At 73.3% G+C, this 21322-nt stretch carries 14 protein-coding genes; 6 read left to right on the top strand and 8 right to left on the bottom strand.

Features of this window, described 5'->3' with window-relative positions; genetic code table 11:
- Nucleotides 1–106 precede the first annotated feature (106 nt).
- The 3 genes from rng to tldD all read left to right on the top strand — a co-directional run bounded on the left by rng (nucleotide 107) and on the right by tldD (nucleotide 6991).
- A complete protein-coding gene (rng, locus tag D0Y53_RS00175) occupies nucleotides 107–1618 on the top strand; it encodes a ribonuclease G (RefSeq protein ID WP_117201103.1) in 1512 nt (503 codons plus the stop codon).
- 18 nt (nucleotides 1619–1636) lie between these two features.
- A complete protein-coding gene (locus D0Y53_RS00170; RefSeq protein WP_233511568.1) occupies nucleotides 1637–5479 on the top strand; it encodes a YhdP family protein in 3843 nt (1280 codons plus the stop codon).
- Between the two features lie 69 nt (nucleotides 5480–5548).
- Nucleotides 5549–6991, top strand: a complete 1443-nt coding sequence (tldD, locus tag D0Y53_RS00165) for a metalloprotease TldD (protein ID WP_117201102.1) — start codon at nucleotides 5549–5551, stop codon at nucleotides 6989–6991.
- A 95-nt stretch (nucleotides 6992–7086) separates the two neighbouring features.
- On the opposite strand, the gene yjgA is transcribed toward tldD, so the two are convergent.
- Nucleotides 7087–7668, bottom strand: a complete 582-nt coding sequence (yjgA, locus tag D0Y53_RS00160) for a ribosome biogenesis factor YjgA (protein WP_117201101.1) — start codon at nucleotides 7666–7668, stop codon at nucleotides 7087–7089.
- A gap of 62 nt (nucleotides 7669–7730) precedes the next feature.
- On the opposite strand from yjgA, the gene pmbA reads away from it, so the two are divergent.
- From pmbA to D0Y53_RS00145, 3 genes are all read left to right on the top strand, one after another.
- Nucleotides 7731–9101 (top strand): metalloprotease PmbA, encoded by a 1371-nt coding sequence (pmbA, locus tag D0Y53_RS00155; protein ID WP_117201100.1) that lies wholly within the window; start codon nucleotides 7731–7733, stop codon nucleotides 9099–9101.
- A 164-nt stretch (nucleotides 9102–9265) separates the two neighbouring features.
- On the top strand, nucleotides 9266–9610 hold the full coding sequence (locus D0Y53_RS00150; RefSeq protein WP_199491984.1) for a DUF4870 domain-containing protein: 345 nt from the start codon (nucleotides 9266–9268) through the stop codon (nucleotides 9608–9610).
- A gap of 100 nt (nucleotides 9611–9710) precedes the next feature.
- Nucleotides 9711–10160, top strand: a complete 450-nt coding sequence (locus tag D0Y53_RS00145; protein WP_117201098.1) for a DUF4870 domain-containing protein — start codon at nucleotides 9711–9713, stop codon at nucleotides 10158–10160.
- Nucleotides 10161–10212: 52 nt separating this feature from the next.
- Here D0Y53_RS00145 and D0Y53_RS00140 read toward each other — a convergent pair whose 3' ends face one another.
- From D0Y53_RS00140 to dnaE, 7 genes are all read right to left on the bottom strand, one after another.
- Nucleotides 10213–11556: a M48 family metalloprotease gene (locus D0Y53_RS00140; RefSeq protein ID WP_158550539.1), complete on the bottom strand. Its 1344-nt coding sequence runs from the start codon at nucleotides 11554–11556 to the stop codon at nucleotides 10213–10215.
- A gap of 167 nt (nucleotides 11557–11723) precedes the next feature.
- Complete coding sequence (locus tag D0Y53_RS00135) at nucleotides 11724–13604, bottom strand: CHASE2 domain-containing protein (protein ID WP_158550538.1); 1881 nt, start codon at nucleotides 13602–13604, stop codon at nucleotides 11724–11726.
- A 97-nt stretch (nucleotides 13605–13701) separates the two neighbouring features.
- The gene (locus D0Y53_RS00130; RefSeq protein ID WP_117201095.1) at nucleotides 13702–14658 is read right to left on the bottom strand and encodes a polyprenyl synthetase family protein; all 957 of its coding nucleotides are present in this window, start codon (nucleotides 14656–14658) and stop codon (nucleotides 13702–13704) included.
- Nucleotides 14651–14917 carry an exodeoxyribonuclease VII small subunit gene (locus tag D0Y53_RS00125; RefSeq protein ID WP_117201094.1) on the bottom strand — a complete coding sequence of 89 codons (267 nt, stop codon included), beginning with the start codon at nucleotides 14915–14917 and terminating at the stop codon, nucleotides 14651–14653. Before D0Y53_RS00125 ends, D0Y53_RS00130 begins: the two co-directional genes overlap by 8 nt.
- 45 nt (nucleotides 14918–14962) lie before the next feature.
- Complete coding sequence (tilS, locus tag D0Y53_RS00120; RefSeq protein ID WP_117201093.1) at nucleotides 14963–16267, bottom strand: tRNA lysidine(34) synthetase TilS; 1305 nt, start codon at nucleotides 16265–16267, stop codon at nucleotides 14963–14965.
- Nucleotides 16268–16363: 96 nt separating this feature from the next.
- On the bottom strand, nucleotides 16364–17323 hold the full coding sequence (locus D0Y53_RS00115; protein WP_117201092.1) for an acetyl-CoA carboxylase carboxyltransferase subunit alpha: 960 nt from the start codon (nucleotides 17321–17323) through the stop codon (nucleotides 16364–16366).
- Between the two features lie 188 nt (nucleotides 17324–17511).
- Complete coding sequence (gene dnaE, locus D0Y53_RS00110; protein WP_117201091.1) at nucleotides 17512–21207, bottom strand: DNA polymerase III subunit alpha; 3696 nt, start codon at nucleotides 21205–21207, stop codon at nucleotides 17512–17514.
- Nucleotides 21208–21322: the final 115 nt, after the last annotated feature.

Below are 21322 nucleotides of genomic sequence, written 5' to 3'. Positions count from 1 at the left end.
AGCAGATGGCTCGCAGACATCCCTCCTCCCCCGCAAGCGGGAGAAGGGGAGCTTGTGTCCTGCGGGAGTTGTTTCCGCGGCCATCCACCGGACTTGGGGCGCTGCCGTGACCGAGGAGATTCTCGTTAATGTCACCCCGCGCGAGACCCGGGTCGCCGTCGTCGAGAACGGCATGTTGCAGGAGCTGCACATCGAGCGCGGCTGGTCGCGCGGCGTGGTCGGCAACATCTACAAGGGCCGGGTGCAGCGGGTGATGCCCGGCATGCAGGCGGCGTTCGTCGAGATCGGGCTGGACCGCGCCGCCTTCCTGCACGCCAACGACATCCAGCGCGCGCAACCGGTGCGCGACGACGGCGCCGCCGAGGCGATCCCGGTGCCGGCGCCGGTGCCGCCGATCGCCGAACTGCTGCGCGAAGGCCAGGATCTCGTGGTGCAGGTGGTCAAGGACCCGATCGGCAGCAAGGGCGCGCGCCTGACCACCCAGATCAGCATTCCCTCGCGCTACCTGGTGCTGCTGCCGCAGTCGAAGGTCGTCGGCGTGTCGGCGCGGATCGAGGACGAGGCCGAGCGCGCGCGGCTCAAGGCGCTGGTGACCGAACTGGCCGCGCCGCACGGCGGCTTCGGCTACATCGTGCGCACCAACGCCGAAGGCCAGCCGGCCGAGGCGCTGGCCGAGGACATCGCCTACCTGATCCGCGTCTGGGAACTGGTCGAGCAGCAGGTGCGCGAGGCGGCCGTCGGCAGTTGCGTGTACGAGGACCTGAGCCTGCCGATGCGCGCGGTGCGCGACCTGATGCGGCGCGACGTGGAGAAGGTCAAGGTCGACTCGCGCGAGACCTGCGAGCGCCTGCGCGCATTCGCCGCGCAGTACATGCCGCCGCTGGTGCCGGCCGACGATACCGGGCTGCCCGCGCGGATCGAGCACTATTCCGGCGCACGCCCGATCTTCGACCTGTACGGGGTCGAGGACGAGATCCAGCGCGCGCTGGAGAAGGAAGTGCCGCTCAAGTCCGGCGGCTACCTGGTGATCGACCAGACCGAGGCGATGACCACGGTCGACGTCAACACCGGCTCGTTCCTGGGCCAGCGCAACCTGGAGGAAACCGTCTACCGCACCAACCTGGAAGCGGCGCAGGCGGTGGCGCGGCAGCTGCGGCTGCGCAACCTCGGCGGCATCATCATCATCGACTTCATCGACATGCACGACGCCGAGCACCGGCGCCAGGTGCTGCGCACGCTGGAGAAGTCGCTGGCGCGCGACCACGCCCGCACCACCGTGTACGACTTCTCGCCGCTGGGCCTTGTGGAGATGACCCGCAAGCGCACGGTCGAGTCGCTGGAGCGGCAGCTGTGTGAGCCGTGCCACGAGTGCGGCGGTCGCGGCATGCTCAAGACCAGCGAGACCGTGACCTACCAGATCTTCCGCGAGATCACCCGCGCGGTGCGCCAGTTCGAGGCCGCGCGGCTGCTGGTGATCGCCTCGCCCAAGGTGGTCGCGCGGATCACCGACGAGGAGTCGGCCGCGGTCGCGGAGCTGGAGGAATTCCTCGGCAAGTCGATCCGCTTCCAGGCCGACGCGCAGTACCTGCAGGAGCAGTTCGATGTCGTGCTGCTCTGAGCGCGGCGGACCGCGGCGGTGACCGCATCGTGGCACCGGCGGCTGCGGCTGGCGCGACGCGGGCTGTGGTATGCCGCGGCGATCGCGCTGGTGGCGATGGCGCTGATCGCCGGCGTGGCCAGCCAGCTGTTGCCGCTGGCCGAGCGCCACCCCGAGCGCATCGCCGCCTGGCTGAGCGAGCGCGCCGGGCGCCCGGTGGCCTTCGACAGGGTCGAGACGCAATGGACCCGGCGCGGGCCGCTGCTGCGGCTGGACGGTCTGCGCGTGGGCGCGGGCGCCACGGCGTTCAGCATCGGCGACGCCGAAATGCTGGTGTCGCAATATGCCGGGCTGCTGCCGGGGCGCTCGTTCACCGAGCTGCGGCTGCGCGGCCTGGACCTGACCCTGGAGCGCGGCGACGACGGCCGCTGGCAGGTGCGCGGCCTGCCGGGACAGCAGCAGGCCGGCGGCGATCCGTTCGCGGCGCTGGAAGGCCTGGGCGAATTGCAGGTGGTCGGCGGCAAGCTGGCGGTGATCGCGCCGGCGCTGGGGATCGATGCGCGGCTGCCGCGGGTCGACGTACGCCTGCGCGTGGACGGCGACCGGGTGCGCGCCGGCGCGCGCGCCTGGATGCAACCAGGCCGCTCGCCGCTGCAGGCGGTGTTCGATTTCGATCGCGTGCGCGGCGACGGTCGCGCCCATGCCGCGGCCCGGCAGGCCGAGCTGGCGGTATGGGCGCCGCTGCTGCATCTGGCTGGCGTCGCGGTCGAGGGCGGTCGCGGTCGCGGCGAAGTGTGGGCGCAGCTGCGCAACCACCGCGTCGCCGCGCTGACGGTGGATGCCGCGCTGGACGCGGTCGCGCTGCGCGGCGCACCGCTGGCCACCGGCGAGGTGCCGCGCGCCCGCTTCCAGCGCCTGCAGCTGCGTGCGCGCTGGCGTGCCCTTGCCGATGGCTGGCGCCTGGATGCGCCGCACCTGCGGATCGGCGCCGGCGCCGCGGCGCAGACGCTGGACGGGCTGCTGCTGGCCGGCGGCGAGCGCCGCGCGCTGCTGGCGCAACGCATCGATGTCGGCCCGTTGCTGGCGGTGGCGGCACTGAGCGACCGCATGGCGCCGGGGCTGCGGCAATGGATCGTCGCCGCCAAACCGCAAGCCCGGGCCAGCGAGCTGGTGTTCGCGGCCGCGCGCGACGGCCGCCTGCGCGCCAGCGGCCGCATCGACGGGCTGGGCTTCGCCCCGGTCGGCGATGCGCCCGGGCTCGCCGGCCTCGGCGGGACCCTGCAGGGCGACGACGACGGTTTCGCCTTCCAGCTCGATCCCGCGGCGCCGTTCCGCTTCGACTGGCCGCGCGGTTTCGGCACGGTCCATCCCGCGCGCCTCGCCGGCACCCTGGTCGGCTGGCGCGAGGGCGCCGGCTGGCGCCTGGCCACGCCGGGGCTGCGTGTGCGCGGCAGCGATTTCGGTGCCGACGTGCGCGGGGGCTTGTGGTTCCAGGGCGACGGCACGCGGCCGTGGATCGATCTGGCCGCGCAACTGCAGCCCACCGCCGTGACCGCGGCCAAGGGGTTCTGGATCCACCACCTGATGCCGCCGGCGGTGGTGCAGTGGCTGGACGCGGCGCTGGTCGGCGGGCGGCTCGAGGACGGGCGCGCGCTGGTGTCCGGCGACCTCGACGACTGGCCGTTCCGCGACCGTAACGGCCGCTTCGAGGCCCGCGCGCGGCTGCGCGAGGCCACGCTGAAATTCCAGCCCGACTGGCCGGCCGCCGAGCATGTCGATGCCGACCTGGCCTTCATCGCCGATGGCTTCAGTGTCGGCGGCCAGGGCGTGCTGGCCGGCGTGGGCATCCGCCGCTTCGATGCCGGCATCGAACGTTTCGGCGCGGCCGCGCTGACGGTGCGGGCGCAGGGCGGCGGCGATGCCGCGAAACTGCTCGGCCTGCTGCGCCGCAGCCCGCTGCAGCAGGATTACGGGTCCACGCTCGACAACCTCAGCGCCAGCGGCCTGGCCGCGGTCACCTTCGACCTGGACCTGCCGCTGCACGACGCCAGCCGCAAGATCCGGCTGGGCGGCACGGTCGCGCTGGCCGGGGCGAAGCTGGCGGAGAAGCGCTGGAAGCTGGCGTTCGAGGACGTCCGCGGCCGCGCCACCTACGGGCGCGGTGGGTTTGTCGCCGAGCGCCTGGCGGTGCGCCACGACGGCCAGCCCGGACGGCTGTCGCTGCGTGCCGGCGACGGCACCCGCGACCGCCGCCAGGCGTTCGAGGCCGAACTGGACGCCAGCCTGCCGGCGCAGCGACTGCTGCAGCGGGTGCCGGAACTGGTCTGGCTGCAACCGTACGTCGCTGGCCGCTCGGCCTGGACCGCCGCGGTTGCGATCCCGCGCGCGGCGTCGTCGACGGCACCGGCGCCGGCGCGGCTGCAGTTGCGCTCCAGCCTGATCGGCACGGCGTTGTCGCTGCCGGCGCCCTTGCGCAAGCCCGCGGGCGAAGCCCTGGCGGCCAGCATCGAGACCGCGTTGCCGGTGGGCAGCGGCGAGGTGCGGGTGACGCTGGGCAAGCGCATGGCGCTGCGCGCCCGCAGCGCCGCGCAGACCGGCGTGCGCGTGGCGCTCGGCGAGGACACGGTCGCCGAGGCGCCGCCCGCGTCCGGCCTGGTCGTCGGCGGGCGCGCGGGCGAGCTGGACGCGCTGGAGTGGATCGCGGTGGCCAAGGGCGGCGCCGCCGGTCGAGGCGACGGCCAGGGCCTGGCGTTGCGGCGCATCGATGTCCGCGCCGACCGCCTGGCGCTGCTGGGCGCGAGCTTCCCCGACACCCGCCTGCAATTGGCGCCGGCACCCGGGGGGTTGTCGGTGCAGGTGCAGGGCGCGGCGCTGGAGGGCAGCCTGCGGGTTCCCGACGCCAGCGACGCCACCGTGGCCGGGCGCTTCGCCCGCGTGCACTGGCGCGGCGCCTCGCTGCCGGGCGCGGCCGCCGCCGGTGGCGCCTTGCCCGCGTCCGCGCCGCCGGCCGGCACCGACGCGATCGATCCGGCGCGGGTGCCGCCGCTGGCGTTCGACATCGCCGACCTGCGCGTCGGCGAGGCCGCGCTGGGCAGCGCCACGCTGCGCACCCAGCCGCTGGCGCTGGGCATGCGCATCGCGCAGTTGCAGACGCGCGCGCGGCGGCAGCGGATCGACATCCAGGGCACCTGGCTCGGCCGCGGGGCGGCGGCGCGCACGCAACTGAACCTGGCCATCGACAGCGACGACTTCGGCGCCCTGCTCGGCGGCTTCGGCTACGGCGGCCAGCTCACCGGCGGCGACGGGCGGGCGTCGCTGGACGCGGCCTGGCCCGGCAGCCCGGCGGCGTTCGCCCTGGCCACGCTCGACGGCACGCTCACGCTGGATGCGCGCAACGGCCAACTGACCGAGGTCGAGCCCGGCGCCGGGCGCGTGCTCGGCCTGCTCAGCATCGCCCAGTTGCCGCGGCGGCTGACGCTGGATTTCCGCGATTTCTTCGCCCGCGGGTTCGCCTTCGACAAGCTCGCCGGCACCCTGCGCATCGACGCCGGCAAGGCGCACAGCGACGATCTGCTGATCGACGGGCCGGCCGCGCAGATCCGCATCCGCGGCAGTGCCGACCTGCGCGCGCAGACCTTCGACCAGACCATCGACGTGCTGCCGCGCGCCGGCAACCTGCTGACCGCGGTCGGCGCCATCGCCGGCGGACCGGTCGGCGCGGCGATCGGCGCCGCCGCCAACGCGGTGCTGCGCAAGCCGCTGGGACAGCTGGCGGCGAAGACCTACCGCGTCACCGGGCCGTGGAAGGAGCCCCGGGTCGAGGTCGTCGACGGCGCGCAGTCGCGGGTCACGGCGGTGCACGCGCCGCCGCCGGCGGGTTGATTCGCGCGCCGCCCGCCCGCAACTCCTGTTCATCCCTTCGGGTTCATCCCTCCGCTTCCGGACCGCCGCATGACGCTTCCCCTGCAGCTCGCCGAATCCCGCCTGTTGCTGCCTTCCGGACTCGACAGCGGCGGCCTGGAGCGCGCCTTCGGCACCCTGCTGGGCCCGGGCATCGATTTCGGCGACCTGTATTTCCAGCACGCGCGCCGCGAGAGCTGGACGGTGGAGGACGGCATCGTCAAGGACGGCGCGCATTCGATCGAGCAGGGCGTGGGCGTGCGCGCGATCTCCGGCGAGAAGACCGGTTTCGCGTATTCCGACGACATCAACGCGCAGGCGCTGCTGGAGGCCGCGCGATCCGCGCGCGCCATCGCCCGCGACGGCGCCGCGCACGGCGCGCGCGCGCTGGTGGCGGGCGAGGGCCGCGCGCTGTATCCGGCGCTCGATCCGATCGACGGCCTCGGCAACGAGGACAAGGTCGAGGCGCTGCGCGCGCTGGACCGCATGCTGCGCGCGGCCGACCCGCGCGTGCGCCAGGTGGTCGCCAGCCTGTCCGGCGGCGTCGACACGGTGCTGGTGGCGCGCAGCGACGGCGTGCTCGCCGCCGACGTGCGCCCGCTGGTGCGGATCAACGTGCAGGTGATCGTCGAACAGGGCGGGCGCCGCGAGAGCGGCTATGCCGGCGGCGGCGGCCGCTACGGCTATGCGCAACTGTTCGCCGACGGCAAGCCGGAGAAGTTCGCGCGCGAGGCCTTGCGGCAGGCCCTGGTGAACCTGGAAGCGGTCGATGCGCCGGCCGGGACGATGCCGGTGGTGCTGGGCCCGGGCTGGCCCGGGGTGCTGCTGCACGAGGCGGTCGGCCACGGCCTGGAAGGCGACTTCAACCGCAAGGGCACCTCGACCTATGCCGGGCGCCTGGGCCAGCGCGTGGCGTCGCCCGGCGTCACTATCGTCGACGACGGCACCCTGGCCGGCCGCCGCGGTTCGCTCAACGTCGACGACGAGGGCACGCCGAGCCGGTGCACCACGCTGATCGAGGACGGCGTGCTGGTCGGCTACATGCAGGACACGCTCAACGCGCGGCTGATGGGCATGGCGCCGACCGGCAACGGCCGCCGCGAATCCTTCGCCCACCTGCCGATGCCGCGCATGACCAACACCTACATGCGCGCCGGCACGCACGACCCGGAAGAGATGATCCGCTCGGTCAAGCGCGGCCTGTACGCGGTCAACTTCGGCGGCGGCCAGGTCGACATCACCAGCGGCAAGTACGTGTTCTCGGCGACCGAGGCCTACCTGATCGAGGACGGCAAGGTCACCGCGCCGGTGAAGGGCGCGACCCTGATCGGCAACGGCCCGGAAACCATGCAGCGGGTGAAGATGGTCGGCCACGACCTGGCGCTGGACGAGGGTGTGGGCGTATGCGGCAAGGACGGGCAGAGCGTGCCGGTCGGCGTCGGCCAGCCGTCGCTGCTGATCGAACAGATCACCGTCGGCGGCACCCGGGCGTGAAGCCGGTGGCCGTCATCCCGGGCGCCGCGCAGGATCGTCTGTCGACGGCAGGCGCGACAGGCGGGGCCTGCGCGGCGCCCGGCCCGACAGCAGGGTCAGTCGTCGTCGGATGCCGCGCCCGCATTGGCACCCGCATCCCTGCCGGATGCGGCGGCGTCTTGCGCCAGCAACTCGCGCAGTTCCCGGAACAGTTCGCGGAAGGCGTGCGGCGGCTTGTTGCGGTTGCGTTCCTCGGCCACGTTGCGCACGAGCTGCCGCAGGCGCTGGCGGTCGGCGCCGGGATGCGCGACGAGCAGTTCCGCCAGCGCCGCGTCGCCGTCGGCGAGCAGGCGCTCGCGCCAGGCTTCCGCCCGGTGCAGGGCGGCGGTGTCGCGCCGCGCGGTCTCGCCGCCGGCGTCCAGCGCGTCGCGGATCGCGTCCAGCGTGGCGGCGTCCTCGCGCCGCATCTGCTTGGCCAGGAACGCCAGCTGCCGCTTGCGCGCGACGTGCGCGGTGATGCGCTGGGCATCGCGGATGTGCGGCAGCAGCGCGTCGGGGATCGGCAGCCTGGCCAGTTGCGTCGCGCTCAGCGCCGCCAGCTTCTCGCCCAGCGCCAGCACGTCCAGCGCCGCGCGCCGTTGCTCGCTGCGGCTGGGGGCGAGGAATTGCCCGGTTTCGTCGTCGCGGCCTCGCGTCATCGTCGGCCCCCGGCCATGGCGTGCCGGGCTCTCGTACATGGGATTGCAGGAAGGATAAGCCATTGAACGCAGTCGCCCCCGTCGCCGCCGACGACAGCCCGTCGCGCCTGGATCATCTCGCCGAGATCGCCCGACAGTTGCTGCAGCGCTGCCGCGCGCGCGGCGCCAGCCAGGCCGAGGTCCAGTGCAGCGAGGAGCGCGGGCTGAGCGTGGACGTGCGCATGGGCGCGGTGGAGACGGTGGAATCCACCCGCGACCGCGGCATCGCCGTCACCGTCTATTTCGGCCGGCGCAAGGGCAGTGCCAGCACCGCCGACCTGCGCGTCGACAGCCTCGACGCCACCGTCGATCAGGCCTGTGCGATCGCGCGCCACACCCAGGACGATCCGGCCGCGGGCCTGGCCGACGCCGCGCTGATGGCGCAGCCGCCGGCCGGCGGCTTTCCGGAATTCGATGCCTGGCATCCGTGGGCGCTCGAGCCCGACCGCGCGATTGACCTGGCATTGACCTGCGAGGCGGCGGGCCGCGAGCACCCGCGGATCGCCAATTCCGACGGCGCCTCGGTCGGCAGCAGCGCCTCGCTGGGCGTGTACGCCAACTCGCACGGCTTCCTCGGGCGCGAGCGCAGCACCCAGCACACCATCGGCTGCGCGTTGATCGCCGGCCACGGCGAGGCGATGCAGCGCGACGGCTGGTACACGACGGCGCTGGCGGCCGACGACCTGGAGGCGGCGGTCGCGGTCGGACGCCGCGCCGCCGAGCGCACCGCCGCGCGCCTGCAGCCGCGCTCGCTCGCCACCGGGCAAATGCCGGTGCTGTTCGCGGCCGAGGTCGCGCGCTCGCTCATCGGGCACCTGGTCGGCGCGGTCTCGGGCGGGGCGCTGTACCGCAAGGCCAGCTTCCTGGTCGATGCCGCGGGCACGCGGCTGTTCCCGGACTGGTTCGCGATCGACGAACTGCCGTTCCTGATGCGCGGTTTCCGCTCCGCCGCGTTCGATGCCGAGGGCGTGGCCACGCGGCAGGCGCCGCTGGTGCGCGACGGCGTGCTGCAGCGCTACGTGCTGGGCAGCTACTCGGCGCGCAAGCTCGGCCTGGCGACGACCGCCAACGCCGGCGGCGTGCACAACCTGCAGGTGGCCGCCAACGCCGGCCCGTTGGCGGATCTGCTGCGCGGCATGGGCCGCGGCCTGCTGGTGACCGAACTGATGGGGCAGGGCGTGAATGCGGTCACCGGCGATTATTCGCGCGGTGCGGCCGGATTCATGGTCGAGGACGGGCAACTCGCGTATCCCGTCGACGGTATCACCGTGGCCGGCAACCTCAAGGCGATGTTCGGCGCGATCGAGGCGGTCGGCAGCGACGTCGACCCGCGCTCCCACATCCGCACCGGCTCGATCCTGGTCGGCGCGATGACGGTGGCCGGCGCGGACTGAGGGCCCGGCTCCGGCCGGCTTGACTGCGCGGCCACGGCCCCCGACAGTTGGCCACTGGCGCCGAGGGGGCGCCGGACAAGAGGGGACAAGACCTGATGAACGACATCAACCCGGCGCCGACGGGCGCCGAGAGCGGTATCCCTGCCGAGGAGCGGCAGTGGGCCATGTTCGCGCACCTGTCCGCGCTGGCGGGCGGCCTGCTGACGTCGGCCGTCGGCGGCTGGGGTTTCTTCATCGGCCCGCTGGTGATCTGGCTGATGAAGAAGGAGACCATGCCCTTCGTCGCCGACCAGGCCAAGGAGGCGCTGAACTTCAACATCATGGTCACTGCGATCTTCGTGATCCTGCTGATCCTGACCATTCTCAGCCTGGGCATCGGCGCGCTGCTGACGGTGCCGGTCATGCTGATCGTGGGCATCGGCGCGCTGGTGTTCGTGATCATCGCCGCGATCAAGGCCAACCAGGGCATCGCCTACCGCTATCCGGTCAACGTGCGCCTGATCAAGTAAGCCCGCCCTCGACCGGCGCGACGCCGTCGGTCGGGTTGCACCGCGCCGGCCTGCCCCCATCATCGGGGGCAGGCCGGAACGTTTCCGGCGGGAGGCGACGATGAATGCGACCGCGCAACCCCTGTCCACCGTTTCCCCGAGCGCCAGCGAGCGGCACTGGGCCGCGGGCGCGCACCTGGCGGCGCTGCTGCTGGCGCTGTGCACCAGCTGGATCGCCGGCGTGGCCGGCATGCTCGGCGCCGGCAGCGTCTGGCTGCTCAAGCGTGAGGCATCGCCGTTCGTGGCCGAGCACGCGCGCGAGGCTTTCAACTTCAACCTCAGCATGTTCATCTACGCCTGCGCGGCGGCCGCGATCGCGGTGGCCCTGGTCGGCGTCACCGTGCTGACCCTGGGCCTGGGGATCCTGCTGACCGCGCCGGCCGGGTTGCTGCTGGCGCTGGCGCTGGCCGCGATCGCCGTGCTGTGGCTGGTGTGCAGCATCCTCGCCGCGGTCAAGGCCTGGAACGGCGAGCGCTACCGCTATCCGCTGACGCTGCGCCCGCTGGGCTGAGCCCGGCGCCGGCCGTGCGGCCGCGTCCCGGGCCGCGCGCCGCGGGCGTGGGTCAGTCGCGCCGGGTGTAGCGCTGCAGGCCGGCCAGGCCGCGGCGGTCGCAGCGGTCGAGGCGGTCGTCCAGTCCCGGGTGGGTCTTGTACAGCTGCGCCAGGCTGGCCGACTGCGTGCCCAGCGCGGCCATCTTCTGCAGCACCGCGTACAGCGCCAGCGGGTTGCCGCCCGCGCGTGCCAGGTAGATTTCCGCCGCCTCGTCGGCGCGGAACTCGGCCTCGCGGTCGAGCCGGGTCAGCATCACCGTGGCGCCGTGGCGGCGCACGTAGTCCTTGGCCATGTTGGCGGCCAGACTCCCGCCGACGTCGACGTGGCCGGCGACGATATTGCCGCCGGTCTCGGTGACCGCCTGCTTGCGGATCACGTTGTAGTGGTCGCGCTGCACCACGTGGCCGATCTCGTGGCCGAGTACGGCGGCCACCTCGGCATCGTCGGCGAGCAGTTCGTACAGGCCGCGGGTGACCAGCACGTAGCCGCCGGGGGCGGCGAAGGCGTTGACCTCGGCCGAGTCGATCACGCCGAAGCTCCACGGCAGCTCCGGGCGGGTGGTCTGCGAGGCCAGCCAGCGTCCGATCAGGTTGACCCGGCGCTGCGCGTCGGCGTCCTCCAGCAGCGGCGCGGCGCCGAGGATGCGGCCGGCGATCTCCGGCCCCAGCGCCAGTTCCTCGGCCGAGAGTTCCTCCTCGGACTTGCCGGCGGCGGCGTCGGCGACCTCCAGCGCTTCGTTCGCGTGTCCGCCGAACGCGCCGCCGCCGATCTGCGACAGCAGCCCGCGTGCCGCCGAGATGCCGCCGCGCTTGCGTGCCTGGGTGCTGCCGCCGCGTGCGCCCGGGCGCGCCTCGGCGGGGAAGGCGACGCTGGTCGCGGTCCAGCCGTGGTCGCGCGCGTAGTCCGCGGCGGCGTCCGTGCCGGCGCGATAGGACTGCAGCAGCGCCATCTGCGCGCCGTCGTAGCCGGCCGCCTGCAGCGTGCTCTCGTCCAGGCCGCGCACGCCCGCGGTTTCGGTGACGCGGCCCTTGCCGGCCTTGCCGGTGAACAGGGCGCGCACGTCGGCCGCGGCGCCTTCGGTGCCGGCCGGCGCCATGCGCACATCGTTGACGCGCACATAGCCGGACTGGCCCGCGGGCAGGGCGATCCGGAACCACATCCCCTGCTGCCCGGCGACCGTCACGCTCGCCCCGCGCGCGAGCGTGGCCACCGTCGGCGCCTTGAAATCGGGCGCGCCGTGCACCTGCACCGCGGCCTTGTGCACCACCGCCGAGGTGGCGCCGGCCCACGCCGGAGCGGCGAGCGCGAGTCCCAACATCAACACGATGGCGAGGCGGGCGGCGAGGGCAGGCATCGGGAGCTCCATCCGGGCGTGTGGTCAACGGGCAGGCGGTGGGCGCCTTGTTACGGCGGCCGCCAGAACGATTCCAACGCAATTGCGTCGGTCGCGAGGCCACATGCGGTGGATTCAACCTGCCCCCGCCGGCACTTGCAAGCTGCGCCGCAGCGGTCCGCCGGCTTTCAGTCGGAGGGCGATGGCGCCGCCGGGGTGGCGTCGGTGCTGCCGTCCGCGCGCTCGTCGGCGGCGAAGGCATCGTGCGCCGACAACGCCCGCTCGTCGCTGCTGGCGAGCAGCCGCCCGAGCACCGAGCACACCCGCGCGCGAGTCTGCGCGATCGGCTCGTCCTGCGCGACCGCCACGCTGATCAGGCTGGCCACGCGCACGCTGCCGTCGTCCGGCAGCACTTCATCGTGCCCGGCCAGGTGCTCGCGCAGTGCCCGCAGTTCGCGCTGCGCGGTGGCGGCGACGGTGGCGCGGTCGGGCCCGCCCCACATCAGCACGGTGACGTCGACCAGCGATTCCCACAGCCAGCTCTTGTATTCGACCACGCCCTCCAGCGCCGTGGCCTCGGTGCCGCGGTACAGCCAACCGCGCAGGCGGCGCCGGTATTCGCGGATGCGGCGGCCGAGCGCGCGCGGATCCAGGCCCGGGTCCGGGACGAAGCGCAGCCGCGCCAGCGCCAGCCAGCGGTCGCGGTCGGGATCGAACTGCGGCCGGTAGTCGTCGTTGCCGACCGCGCGCCCGCGCTGGGTGGCGGCATACACCCGGCACAGTCCGAAGCACAGGCTGACGAAGCCGAGCGCGGCGAAGATGTCGAAGAACACGCCGAACGCGGTCAGGCCGACGAAGGCGACCGCCACCAGCGTCAGGTTGCCGGCGACGAACACCTGGTCGATCTCCCAGGCTGGTTCGCCGCGCCAGAAGGTCAGGCCGCTGACCAGCACCAGCAACGCCGCAAGCAGGTACTTGAAGCCGGCCGGCGGCATCCAGATCGCGTTGTGCGCGAGCAGCGCCTCGACCGCCTCGGCGTGGATCTCCACGCCGGGCATCAGCGGGTCCACCGGCGTGGGCTTGGCGTCGTTGAGGCCGGAAGCGTTGTAGCCGACCAGCACCACGCGGTCGGCGAGCGCAGGCACAGGCTCGGCGGCGGCGCGGCAGATGCGCCGGCCCTCGATCAGGTCGGCCGCGCTGATGCCCGGCAGGCGCGTGTGCGCGCGCCAGTTCGCCCGCACCACTGGCGGGTACGCCGCCAGCGGTCGGCCTTCGGCGTGCGCGGCCAGGCGCAGCGCCAGCGACGGCAACGCCCAGTCGCCGACGGGTTTGCGCAGCGGGATGTCGCGCAACACGCCGTCGGTATCGCGGGCCACGTCCAGCAGCGCGCTGTTGCGCGCCATCGCCTCGCCGTAGGGCAGCAGCAGCGCGATCCGCGGCCCGGGGCGTGCCGCCGGCGCCGTCGTCGCGAATGCGCCCGGCGCCTGCGCCACCGGAATCGCGCCGGGGGCGGCGTCGAAGTCCGCATGCACGCGCGAGGCGCCGAACAGGAAGCGGCCTTGCCCGCCGGCGGCCATCGCCTCCAGCGTGGCATCGCCGATCGGGTCCCGGGCGGAAGGCTCCACGAACAGAATGTCGAAACCGACCGCGCGCGCGCCGGCGCGGTCCAGCGCGTCCAGCAGGTCGGCGTGGCGTTGCCGGCTCCAGGGCCAGCCGCCTTCGCCGCGCCTGCGGTAGTACTCGATCGAGCAGTCGTCGATTTCCACCACGACCACGCGCCCGGACGGTTCGGGTTCCCACGGCCGCAGCTTGATCGCCTGGTCGAAGATCGCGTTCTCGGCCGCCGCCAGGTTGCGCTCGTGATGCCAGTCCCACGCCAGCCAGCCCAGCGCCACCAGCACCAGCAGCGGATAGAACGCGAAGCGCAGCCGCAGCGCCGCGCGCGCGAACGGCCGCCGGTAGCCGCGCTCGAACGCGCCCCAGCGGTTGACGAAGGTGTAGCCGAGCCAGGCGAACCCGGCTTCCAGCCGCGACGCCAGGCGCTCGCGCCACTGCTTGCCCTTGCCCATTGCATGCATCCCCGTGCAGGTGCGGGCCGCGGGCACCCGCGGCGAGCATCATTCCCGTCGCGCACGGGTGTCAAGCGTCGCCCCGCGCGGGCCCGCGTCAACGGTCGCGGTCGATCGCCTTGCGGCCCAGCGCCGCCAGCACCTCGGTGCGCTCGCCCAGCGGCGTCAGCGCCTGCTCCATGGCTGCGCGCAAGGCCTGCAACCGTGCGCGCGAGGCGTCGATGCCGAGCAGCGCCGGGAAGGTGGCCTTGACCTGGGCGGCGTCCTTGCCGGCGGTCTTGCCCAGGGTGGCGCTGTCGCCCTCGATGTCGAGCAGGTCGTCGCGGATCTGGAACGCGAGCCCGAGCGCGTCGGCGAAGCGGTCGAGTCGCTCGCGCGTGGACGCGTCCGCACCCGCGGCGAGTGCGCCCAGCCGCACCGCCGCGCGCAGCAGCGCGCCGGTCTTGAGCGCGTGCAGACGTTCGAGGGCGGAAGCGGGGTCGGAGTGGATTTCGCCCCGATGATTCGCCATCGTCGCCACCGGCAAAACTTCGCTCCGATCCCGTTGCCACTGTCCGGTGGCGTCGATGTCCAGCGCCTGGCCGCCGCACATGCCGCGGGCGCCGGCGGCCACGGCCAGTTCCTGCAGCATCGCCACGCGCGCCGGCGCCGGCAGCGGCGCCTGCGCCAGCAGTTCGAAAGCCAGCGCCTGCAGCGCGTCGCCGGCGAGGATCGCGGTGGCCTCGCCGAAAGCGACGTGCACGGTCGGCTTGCCGCGGCGCAGGGCATCGTCGTCCATCGCCGGCAGGTCGTCGTGCACCAGCGAGTAGGCGTGGATCAGTTCGACCGCGGCGGCGGCGTGGTCCAGCGCCGCGGCATCGCAGCCGAAGGCGCTGCCGGTGGCGTAGACCAGCAGCGGGCGCATGCGTTTGCCGCCGTCCAGCGCGGCATGGCGCATCGCCGCGTGCAGGCGCTGCGGCGACGTGTCGGCGGCGGGCAGGGCGGCGGCCAGGGTGGCTTCGACCCGCGCGCGCCACTGCGCCAGGCGCGCGTCGGGCGGCGCCGGCTCAGGCATCCGCGGACGGCGGCGCGCCGGGGAACGGTTCGGCGCCGGCCGGGTCTTCCGGGTCGCTGAGCAGGCGCACGCGCAGTTCGGCCTGCTCCAGCGCGCTCTGGCAGCGGCGATAGAGGCCGACGCCGCGCTCGTAGGCGGCCAGCGATTCCTCCAGGCTCATCTCGCCGTGTTCCATCTTCTCGACCAGTTGCTCGAGCGCGTCGAGCGAGGCCTCGAAATCGGCGACCGGAGAGGGTTCGGAAACGGGCTTGCGGACCATGGCCGCAGTGTGCGGCCGCGCCTGTCGACGGTCAATGCGCCGCGGCTAGCGGCGCCAGTGCAGGCGGGCGCCGCGGTCGTGCAGCCAGCGCGCGAAGTCGGCGGACAGGATGCGGTCGCCGGCCGCCAGCAGCGTGCCGTCGGCGCTCGACAGCAGCGGCAGTCGTTCGCGCCGCCAAGGCGGCATCCCGGCCTGCTGCAGCACGTGCTTGAGCGCGTGGTGGTGCCGGCGGCCGGGCAGCACGATGCGTTCGCCGCCGCGGCGGGCGTGCGCCGTCAACGGCGCATCGAAGCCGTGGCTGCCTTCCAGTTGCAGTGTGCCGCCGCCCGGCAGCGCCAGCGGCGCGCGGCCGTCCCAGCGGCAGTGCCAGCCGGCGGGCAACGGCGTCTGCCGCCTGCCTGCATGCAGCAGGCCGCGCCAGCGGCGGACGCAGGCATTGGACCAGGCGAACGCGGCTTCAGCATCCGGCGCCGCCTGCAGCAGGTCCGCCTCGATCCGGGCAATGCCGCTCGCCGGCAGCGGCGGCAAACTGCAGGCCTCGATCCAGCGCCGCAGCACCCGCGCGCGGCGCGCAACCGGCAGCGCCAGCAGCGCGGCGACGGCGAGGGTGTGCGGATCGTCGGTGGCGGCCGCGGCCAGCGCCCGCGCGTCCTCCGCCTGGAGCAGGTCGGTGGCGGCGGCGCTCAGTGCGGCGCTGCGGGCGAAGGCGGCGCCGGCCTGGGGCCAGCGCCGCTGCAGCAACGGCAGCACCTGGTGGCGCAGGAAGTTGCGGTCCTGCGCGGGGTCGGCGTTGGCCGGGTCCTCGATCCAGCGCAGGCCCTGGCGTTGCGCATGCGCGAGCAGCTCGCTGCGTGGCAGGTCGAGCAGCGGCCGCCACAGCCAGCCACGGCCATGGCGGCGCCACGGCCGCATCGCGGCCAGGCCGTCGGGGCCGGAGGCGCGCAGTGCGCGCAGCAGGAAGGTTTCGGCCTGGTCGTCGCGATGGTGGGCGAGGGCGAGGATTTCGCCCTCGTGCAGCTCCGCGGCGAAGGCGGCGTGGCGCGCCGCCCGCGCAGCCGCTTCGAGCCCGCCGCCATGCTCGCGCGCGACGGCGACGTGGACGACCTGCAGCGGCACTCCCAACTCCGCGCAGACTCCCCGGCAATGCGCGGCCCAGGCGTCGGCGTCGGCCTGCAGGCCGTGGTGGACATGCAGTGCGCGCAGGCCATGCGTGCGTACCTGCGGCGCGGCGGCCAACAGGTGCAGCAGCACCGTCGAATCCAGCCCGCCGCTGAAGCCGACCAGGATGCCGCTCGCCGCGGGGTCGATCCCGGCGGGCGGCCGCAGGTCGGGGAGCAGGGCGTCGCGCATGCCGCCATGGTGGCACGTCCCGGCCCCGGGCCTGGCCGCCGGATGCCTTGCCCGATTTCGATCCGCCGCGCGATTCCGGCTGCGGCCAGGCCCGCTTCAGGCCGCCTCGTAGGCGCCGTAGCCGCGCAGGCGCCGGTAACGGCGTTGCAGCAGCTCGTCCAGCGGCTGCTGCTGCAGCGCGTCGAGCTCGTTCAGCAGCACGGCCTTCAGGCGCCTGGCCATCTGCATCGGGTTGCGGTGGGCGCCGCCGATCGGCTCGCGTACGACCTTGTCGACCAGGCCCAGTTCCTTCAGCCGTCTGGCGGTCAGGCCCAGTTGCTCGGCCGCGTCGCGGGCCTTGTCCGCGGTCTTCCACAGGATCGAGGCGCAGCCTTCCGGGGTGATCACCGAGTAGGTGCTGTATTCGAGCATCAGGGTGCGGTCGCCGACGCCGATCGCCAGCGCGCCGCCGGAACCGCCCTCGCCGATCACGGTGCAGATGATCGGGGTGCGCAGTTCGGCCATTTCCAGCAGGTTGCGCGCGATCGCTTCGGACTGGCCGCGTTCCTCGGCGCCGATGCCCGGATACGCGCCCATGGTGTCGATGAAGGTCAGCAGCGGCAGCCCGAAGCGCTCGGCCAGCTTCATCAGCCGCAGCGCCTTGCGGTAGCCCTCCGGCCGCGGCATGCCGAAGTTGCGCTTGAGCTTGGCCTTGGTGTCGCGGCCCTTTTCGTGGCCGATCACCACCACGCTGCGGCCGTCGATGCGGGCCAGGCCGCCGACGATGGCGGCGTCGTCGGCGTAGGCGCGGTCGCCGGCCAGCTCCTGGAACTCGTCGCAGATCACCCGCAGGTAGTCCAGGGTGTAAGGCCGGGCCGGATGCCGCGAGAGCTGCGAGACCTGCCACGGGGTCAGGTCGCGGAAGATGTGCGCGGTGCGCTGGCGCAGCTTGTTCTCCAGCGCGTGCACCTCGGCATCGATGTCGACCGCGGGCGCGTGGCTGGCATGGCGCAGTTCCTGGATCTTGGCTTCCAGATCGGCGATCGGCTGCTCGAAATCGAGGTAGTTGGGGTTCATGCGCGGGCGAGTGGCGGAAAGGCCACAGTTTAGCCCAGCGCCGGCCGGGCCCCACGGAGCGGGGCAGGTGGTGGTGGTTGCGCGGCAAAGCGGTCCCCCGCATCCGCCCTGCGGGCACCCTCTCCCCGCTTGCGGGGAGAGGGACGGCTTCGCGCAGCGAAGCGGGGTGAGGGGTGCCGCTTTGCCGGCTAGGCCCAGGGCTTGGCGATCGCCAGCCGCACCGTGCGCACGCCGGGCAGGCGGCGCAGCAGCCCGGGCAGGGCGGCGTCCACGCGCACACCCCGGCCGCCGTTGATGCTCAGCCGCCCGACCGCGGTGCCGGTGATCGCCTCGATCAGCAGCGGGGTGCTGCCCGCATGCGCCTGCAGGGCGCGCGCGAATTGCCCCAATGCCTGGCCTTCGCGCAGGTCCAGCTTCACCGCCAGCCGCTGCGCGTGCTGGCTGCAGACCTGGGCGTAGTCCCAGCAGCGGCGCGCGCGCAGCGAAAACCCGCCGCTGAACTCGTCCTCGCGCAGGCCGCCTTCGACCAGCAGGATGCGGTCGCGGGTGAGCAGCGGCGCGTACTCGTGCCAGGCCTCGGAGAAGAACGCGCACTCGACCCGGCCGTGGCCGTCCTCCAGTTGCACGAACGCCTGCGAGTCGCCACGCCGACGCAGGCCCACGACCTGGCCGGCGACCACCACCGTGGCTTCCTGGCGCCAGCCGCGGCGCTCGTCCTCGGGGCGTTCGCTCCACAACCGGTCGAGATCGCCCAGGTGGTGGCCGAGCAGCGCGTGCAGCTCGGCGCGGTAGGGATCCAGCGGATGCCCGCTGAGGTAATGGCCGAGGGTGTCGCGCTCGCCCTGCAGGCGTTGCAGCAGCGGCCATTCGTCGGCCTCGGGCAGCTCGAGCCGCAGCTCCGGCGCCGCCGCGGGGCCGCCGAACAACGACACCTGGCCGGCTTCGCGCTCGCGCGCCAGCTGCTCGGTGGCCTTCAGCACTTCCGGCAGCTGCAGCATCAGCGAGGCGCGGTTGCGGCCCAGCGCATCCAGCGCGCCGGCGTTGACCAGCGCCTCGAGCGCGCGCTTGTTGAGCTTGGTGGAATCCACCCGCCGGCAGAAGTCGAGCAGGTCGACGAAAGTGCCGCCGTGGTCGCGCTCGGCGGCGATCGCCTCGCAGGCGCCGCGGCCGACGCCTTTCACCGCACCCAGGCCGTAGCGGATCACCCCGGTGCAGGCAGGCGCCGGTTGCGCCGCCTCGCCGGCGGTCGCGGTCGCAACGGGCGCGGATCCGGGCCGCGCCGGTAAGGCCCGGTCCGCCTCCGGGGCCGGCGGGCCGGACACGGACGCAGGCATCGCCTCGAACATGTAGTCCGAAGCGTTGACGTCCGGCGGCAGCACCGCCAGCCCCATCGCCCGCGCCTCGTCGAGGAAGCCGACCACCTTGTCGGTGTTGTCCATGTCGCTGGACAGCACCGCGGCCATGAACTCGGCCGGGTGGTGCGCCTTCAGCCACGCGGTCTGGTAGGACACCAGCGCGTAGGCCGCGGCGTGCGACTTGTTGAAGCCGTAGCCGGCGAACTTTTCCAGCAGGTCGAAGATCGGGCCGGACTCGCGCGCCGGAATGCCGTGGTGCTCGAGCGCGCCGGCCTCGAACTTGGCGCGCTCCTTGGCCATTTCCTCGACCTTCTTCTTGCCCATCGCCCGGCGCAGCAGGTCGGCACCACCGAGCGAATAGCCGGCCAGGATCTGCGCGGTCTGCATCACCTGTTCCTGGTACACGACCACGCCGTAGGTCGGCGCCAGCACCGGTTCCAGCAGCGGATGCGGGTACTTCACCTCGGCGCGACCGTGCTTGCGCTCGATGAAGTCCGGGATCAGGGCCATCGGCCCGGGGCGGAACAGCGACACCAGCGCGATCAGGTCCTCGAAGCGGTCCGGCTGCGCGCGCTTGAGCAGCTCGCGCATGCCGCGCGATTCGAACTGGAACACGGCGACGGTGTCGCCGCGGGCGAACAGTTCGTAGGTGGCCGTGTCGTCCAGCGGGATTGCCGAGATGTCGAGTAGGGCGTCTTCAGGAGCGCCCCTCATCTGCCCTTCGGGCATCTTCTCCCCGCGGGGCGGGGAGAAGGGAGTCGGTGCGGGCTGCGCCCGCTTCTGGTTGATCGCCTTGACCGCCCAGTCGATGATCGTCAGCGTGCGCAGGCCGAGGAAGTCGAACTTGACCAGGCCGACCGCCTCCACGTCGTCCTTGTCGAACTGGGTCACCGGGTTGCGGCCGCCGCCGTGGCCGTCGTGCTCGGCGAACAGCGGGCAGAACTCCGACAGCGGCGTCGGCGCGATCACCACGCCGCCGGCGTGCTTGCCGGCGTTGCGGGTCAGGTCCTCCAGCTGCAGCGCCAGGTCGATCAGGTCGCGGACGTCGTCTTCGGCGGCGTAGCGCGCGATCAGCTCGTCGGAGCGCCAGTCCTCGTCGTTGCGCGACTTCTCGGTGCGGCCGAGCGCGTCTTCCAGGCTGATGCCCAGGGTCATCGGCACCAGCTTGGCGATGCCGTCGACGAAGCCGTAAGGGAAGCCGAGCACGCGCCCGGTGTCGCGCACCACCGCCTTGGCGGCCATGGTGCCGTAGGTGATGATCTGGCTGACGCGGTCGCGGCCGTACTTGCCGGCGACGTAGTCGATCACCTCGTCGCGGCGGTCCATGCAGAAGTCGATGTCGAAGTCCGGCATCGACACGCGCTCGGGGTTGAGGAAGCGCTCGAACAGCAGGTCGTAGGGCAGGGGGTCGAGGTCGGTGATGCCCAGCGCCCAGGCCACCAGCGAACCGGCGCCGGAACCGCGGCCGGGGCCGACCGGGATGTCGTGGTCCTTGGCCCAGTTGATGAAGTCGGCGACGATCAGGAAGTAGCCGGGGAAGCCCATCTTGACGATGACCTCCAGCTCCGCGGCCAGGCGCGCATCGTAGTCGGCGCGGGTCTTGCCGGCGGCCAGCGGATGGCGCTGCAGCCGGCGCTGCAGGCCTTCGCGGGCGCGGCCGTGGATCCAGCTGTCCAGGGTCTCGTCGTCCGGCACCGGGAACGCGGGCAGATAGTAGGTGCCCAGCGCCAGCTCCAGGTTGCAGCGCGTCGCCAGCGCCAGCGCGTTGTCGAGCGCGTCGGGCACGTCGGCGAACAGCGCGGCCATCGCCTCGGCGGGCTTGAGGAACTGTTCGGCGCTGTAGTCGTGCGGGCGTTTGGGGTCGTCGAGCACGCGTCCGCTGGAGATGCACACGCGCGCTTCGTGGGCGTGGAAGCCGGCGGCATCGAGAAAACGCACGTCGTTGCTGGCGACCACCGGGATGCCGCGCGCGGAGGCGGCCGCCAGGGCGAAGGCGTTGAAGGCTTCCTCGCCCTCGCGCCCGGTCCGGGTCAGCTCCAGGTGCAGGCGCTCGCCGGTATGGCGCTGCCAGTCGGCCAGCCACTGCTCGGCCAGCTCGTGCTTGCCGGCCGCGGCCAGCCGGCCGGCCTCGCTGTGACGGCCGGCCAGCGCGAACAGCCCGGCGTTGTGCTCGCGCAGCCAGTCCGGCCGCAGCACCACGCCGTCGTGGCGCTGGCCCTCCATCCAGGCGCGGGTGAGCAGCCGCGACAGCGTCAGGTAACCGTCGCGGTCGCGGCACAGCAGGGTCAGGCGCGTGGCCGGCTCGTCGCCCTCGGCCAGCAGCACGTCGGCGCCGGCGACCGGCTTGACGCCTTTCGCCTCGGCGGCCTTGTAGAACTTGACCAGCGCGAACAGGTTGTTGTGGTCGGTGACCGCGACCGCCGGTTGCCCCAGCGCCACGCAGCGCTCGACGAGTTCCGGGATGCGGATCGTCGAGTCGAGCAGCGAGTATTCGCTGTGCAGGTGCAGGTGGACGAAGCGGGCGGACATGCCTTCCCGGGAGGGCGACGAAGGACTGCAGTGAGTGCCAGCAGCCTAGCTTCGCCCCCGCGGGCGAACAAGGCTTGACACCCCGGACGGCCGCGCGCCGCGGCGCGGCGGCACG

It is taken from the genome of Cognatiluteimonas weifangensis (assembly GCF_003416885.1).
Classification (GTDB): Bacteria; Pseudomonadota; Gammaproteobacteria; order Xanthomonadales; family Xanthomonadaceae; genus Cognatiluteimonas; species Cognatiluteimonas weifangensis.
Note: the sequence above shows the minus strand (reverse complement) of the source record. Positions and strands in the feature narration are given on the sequence as shown.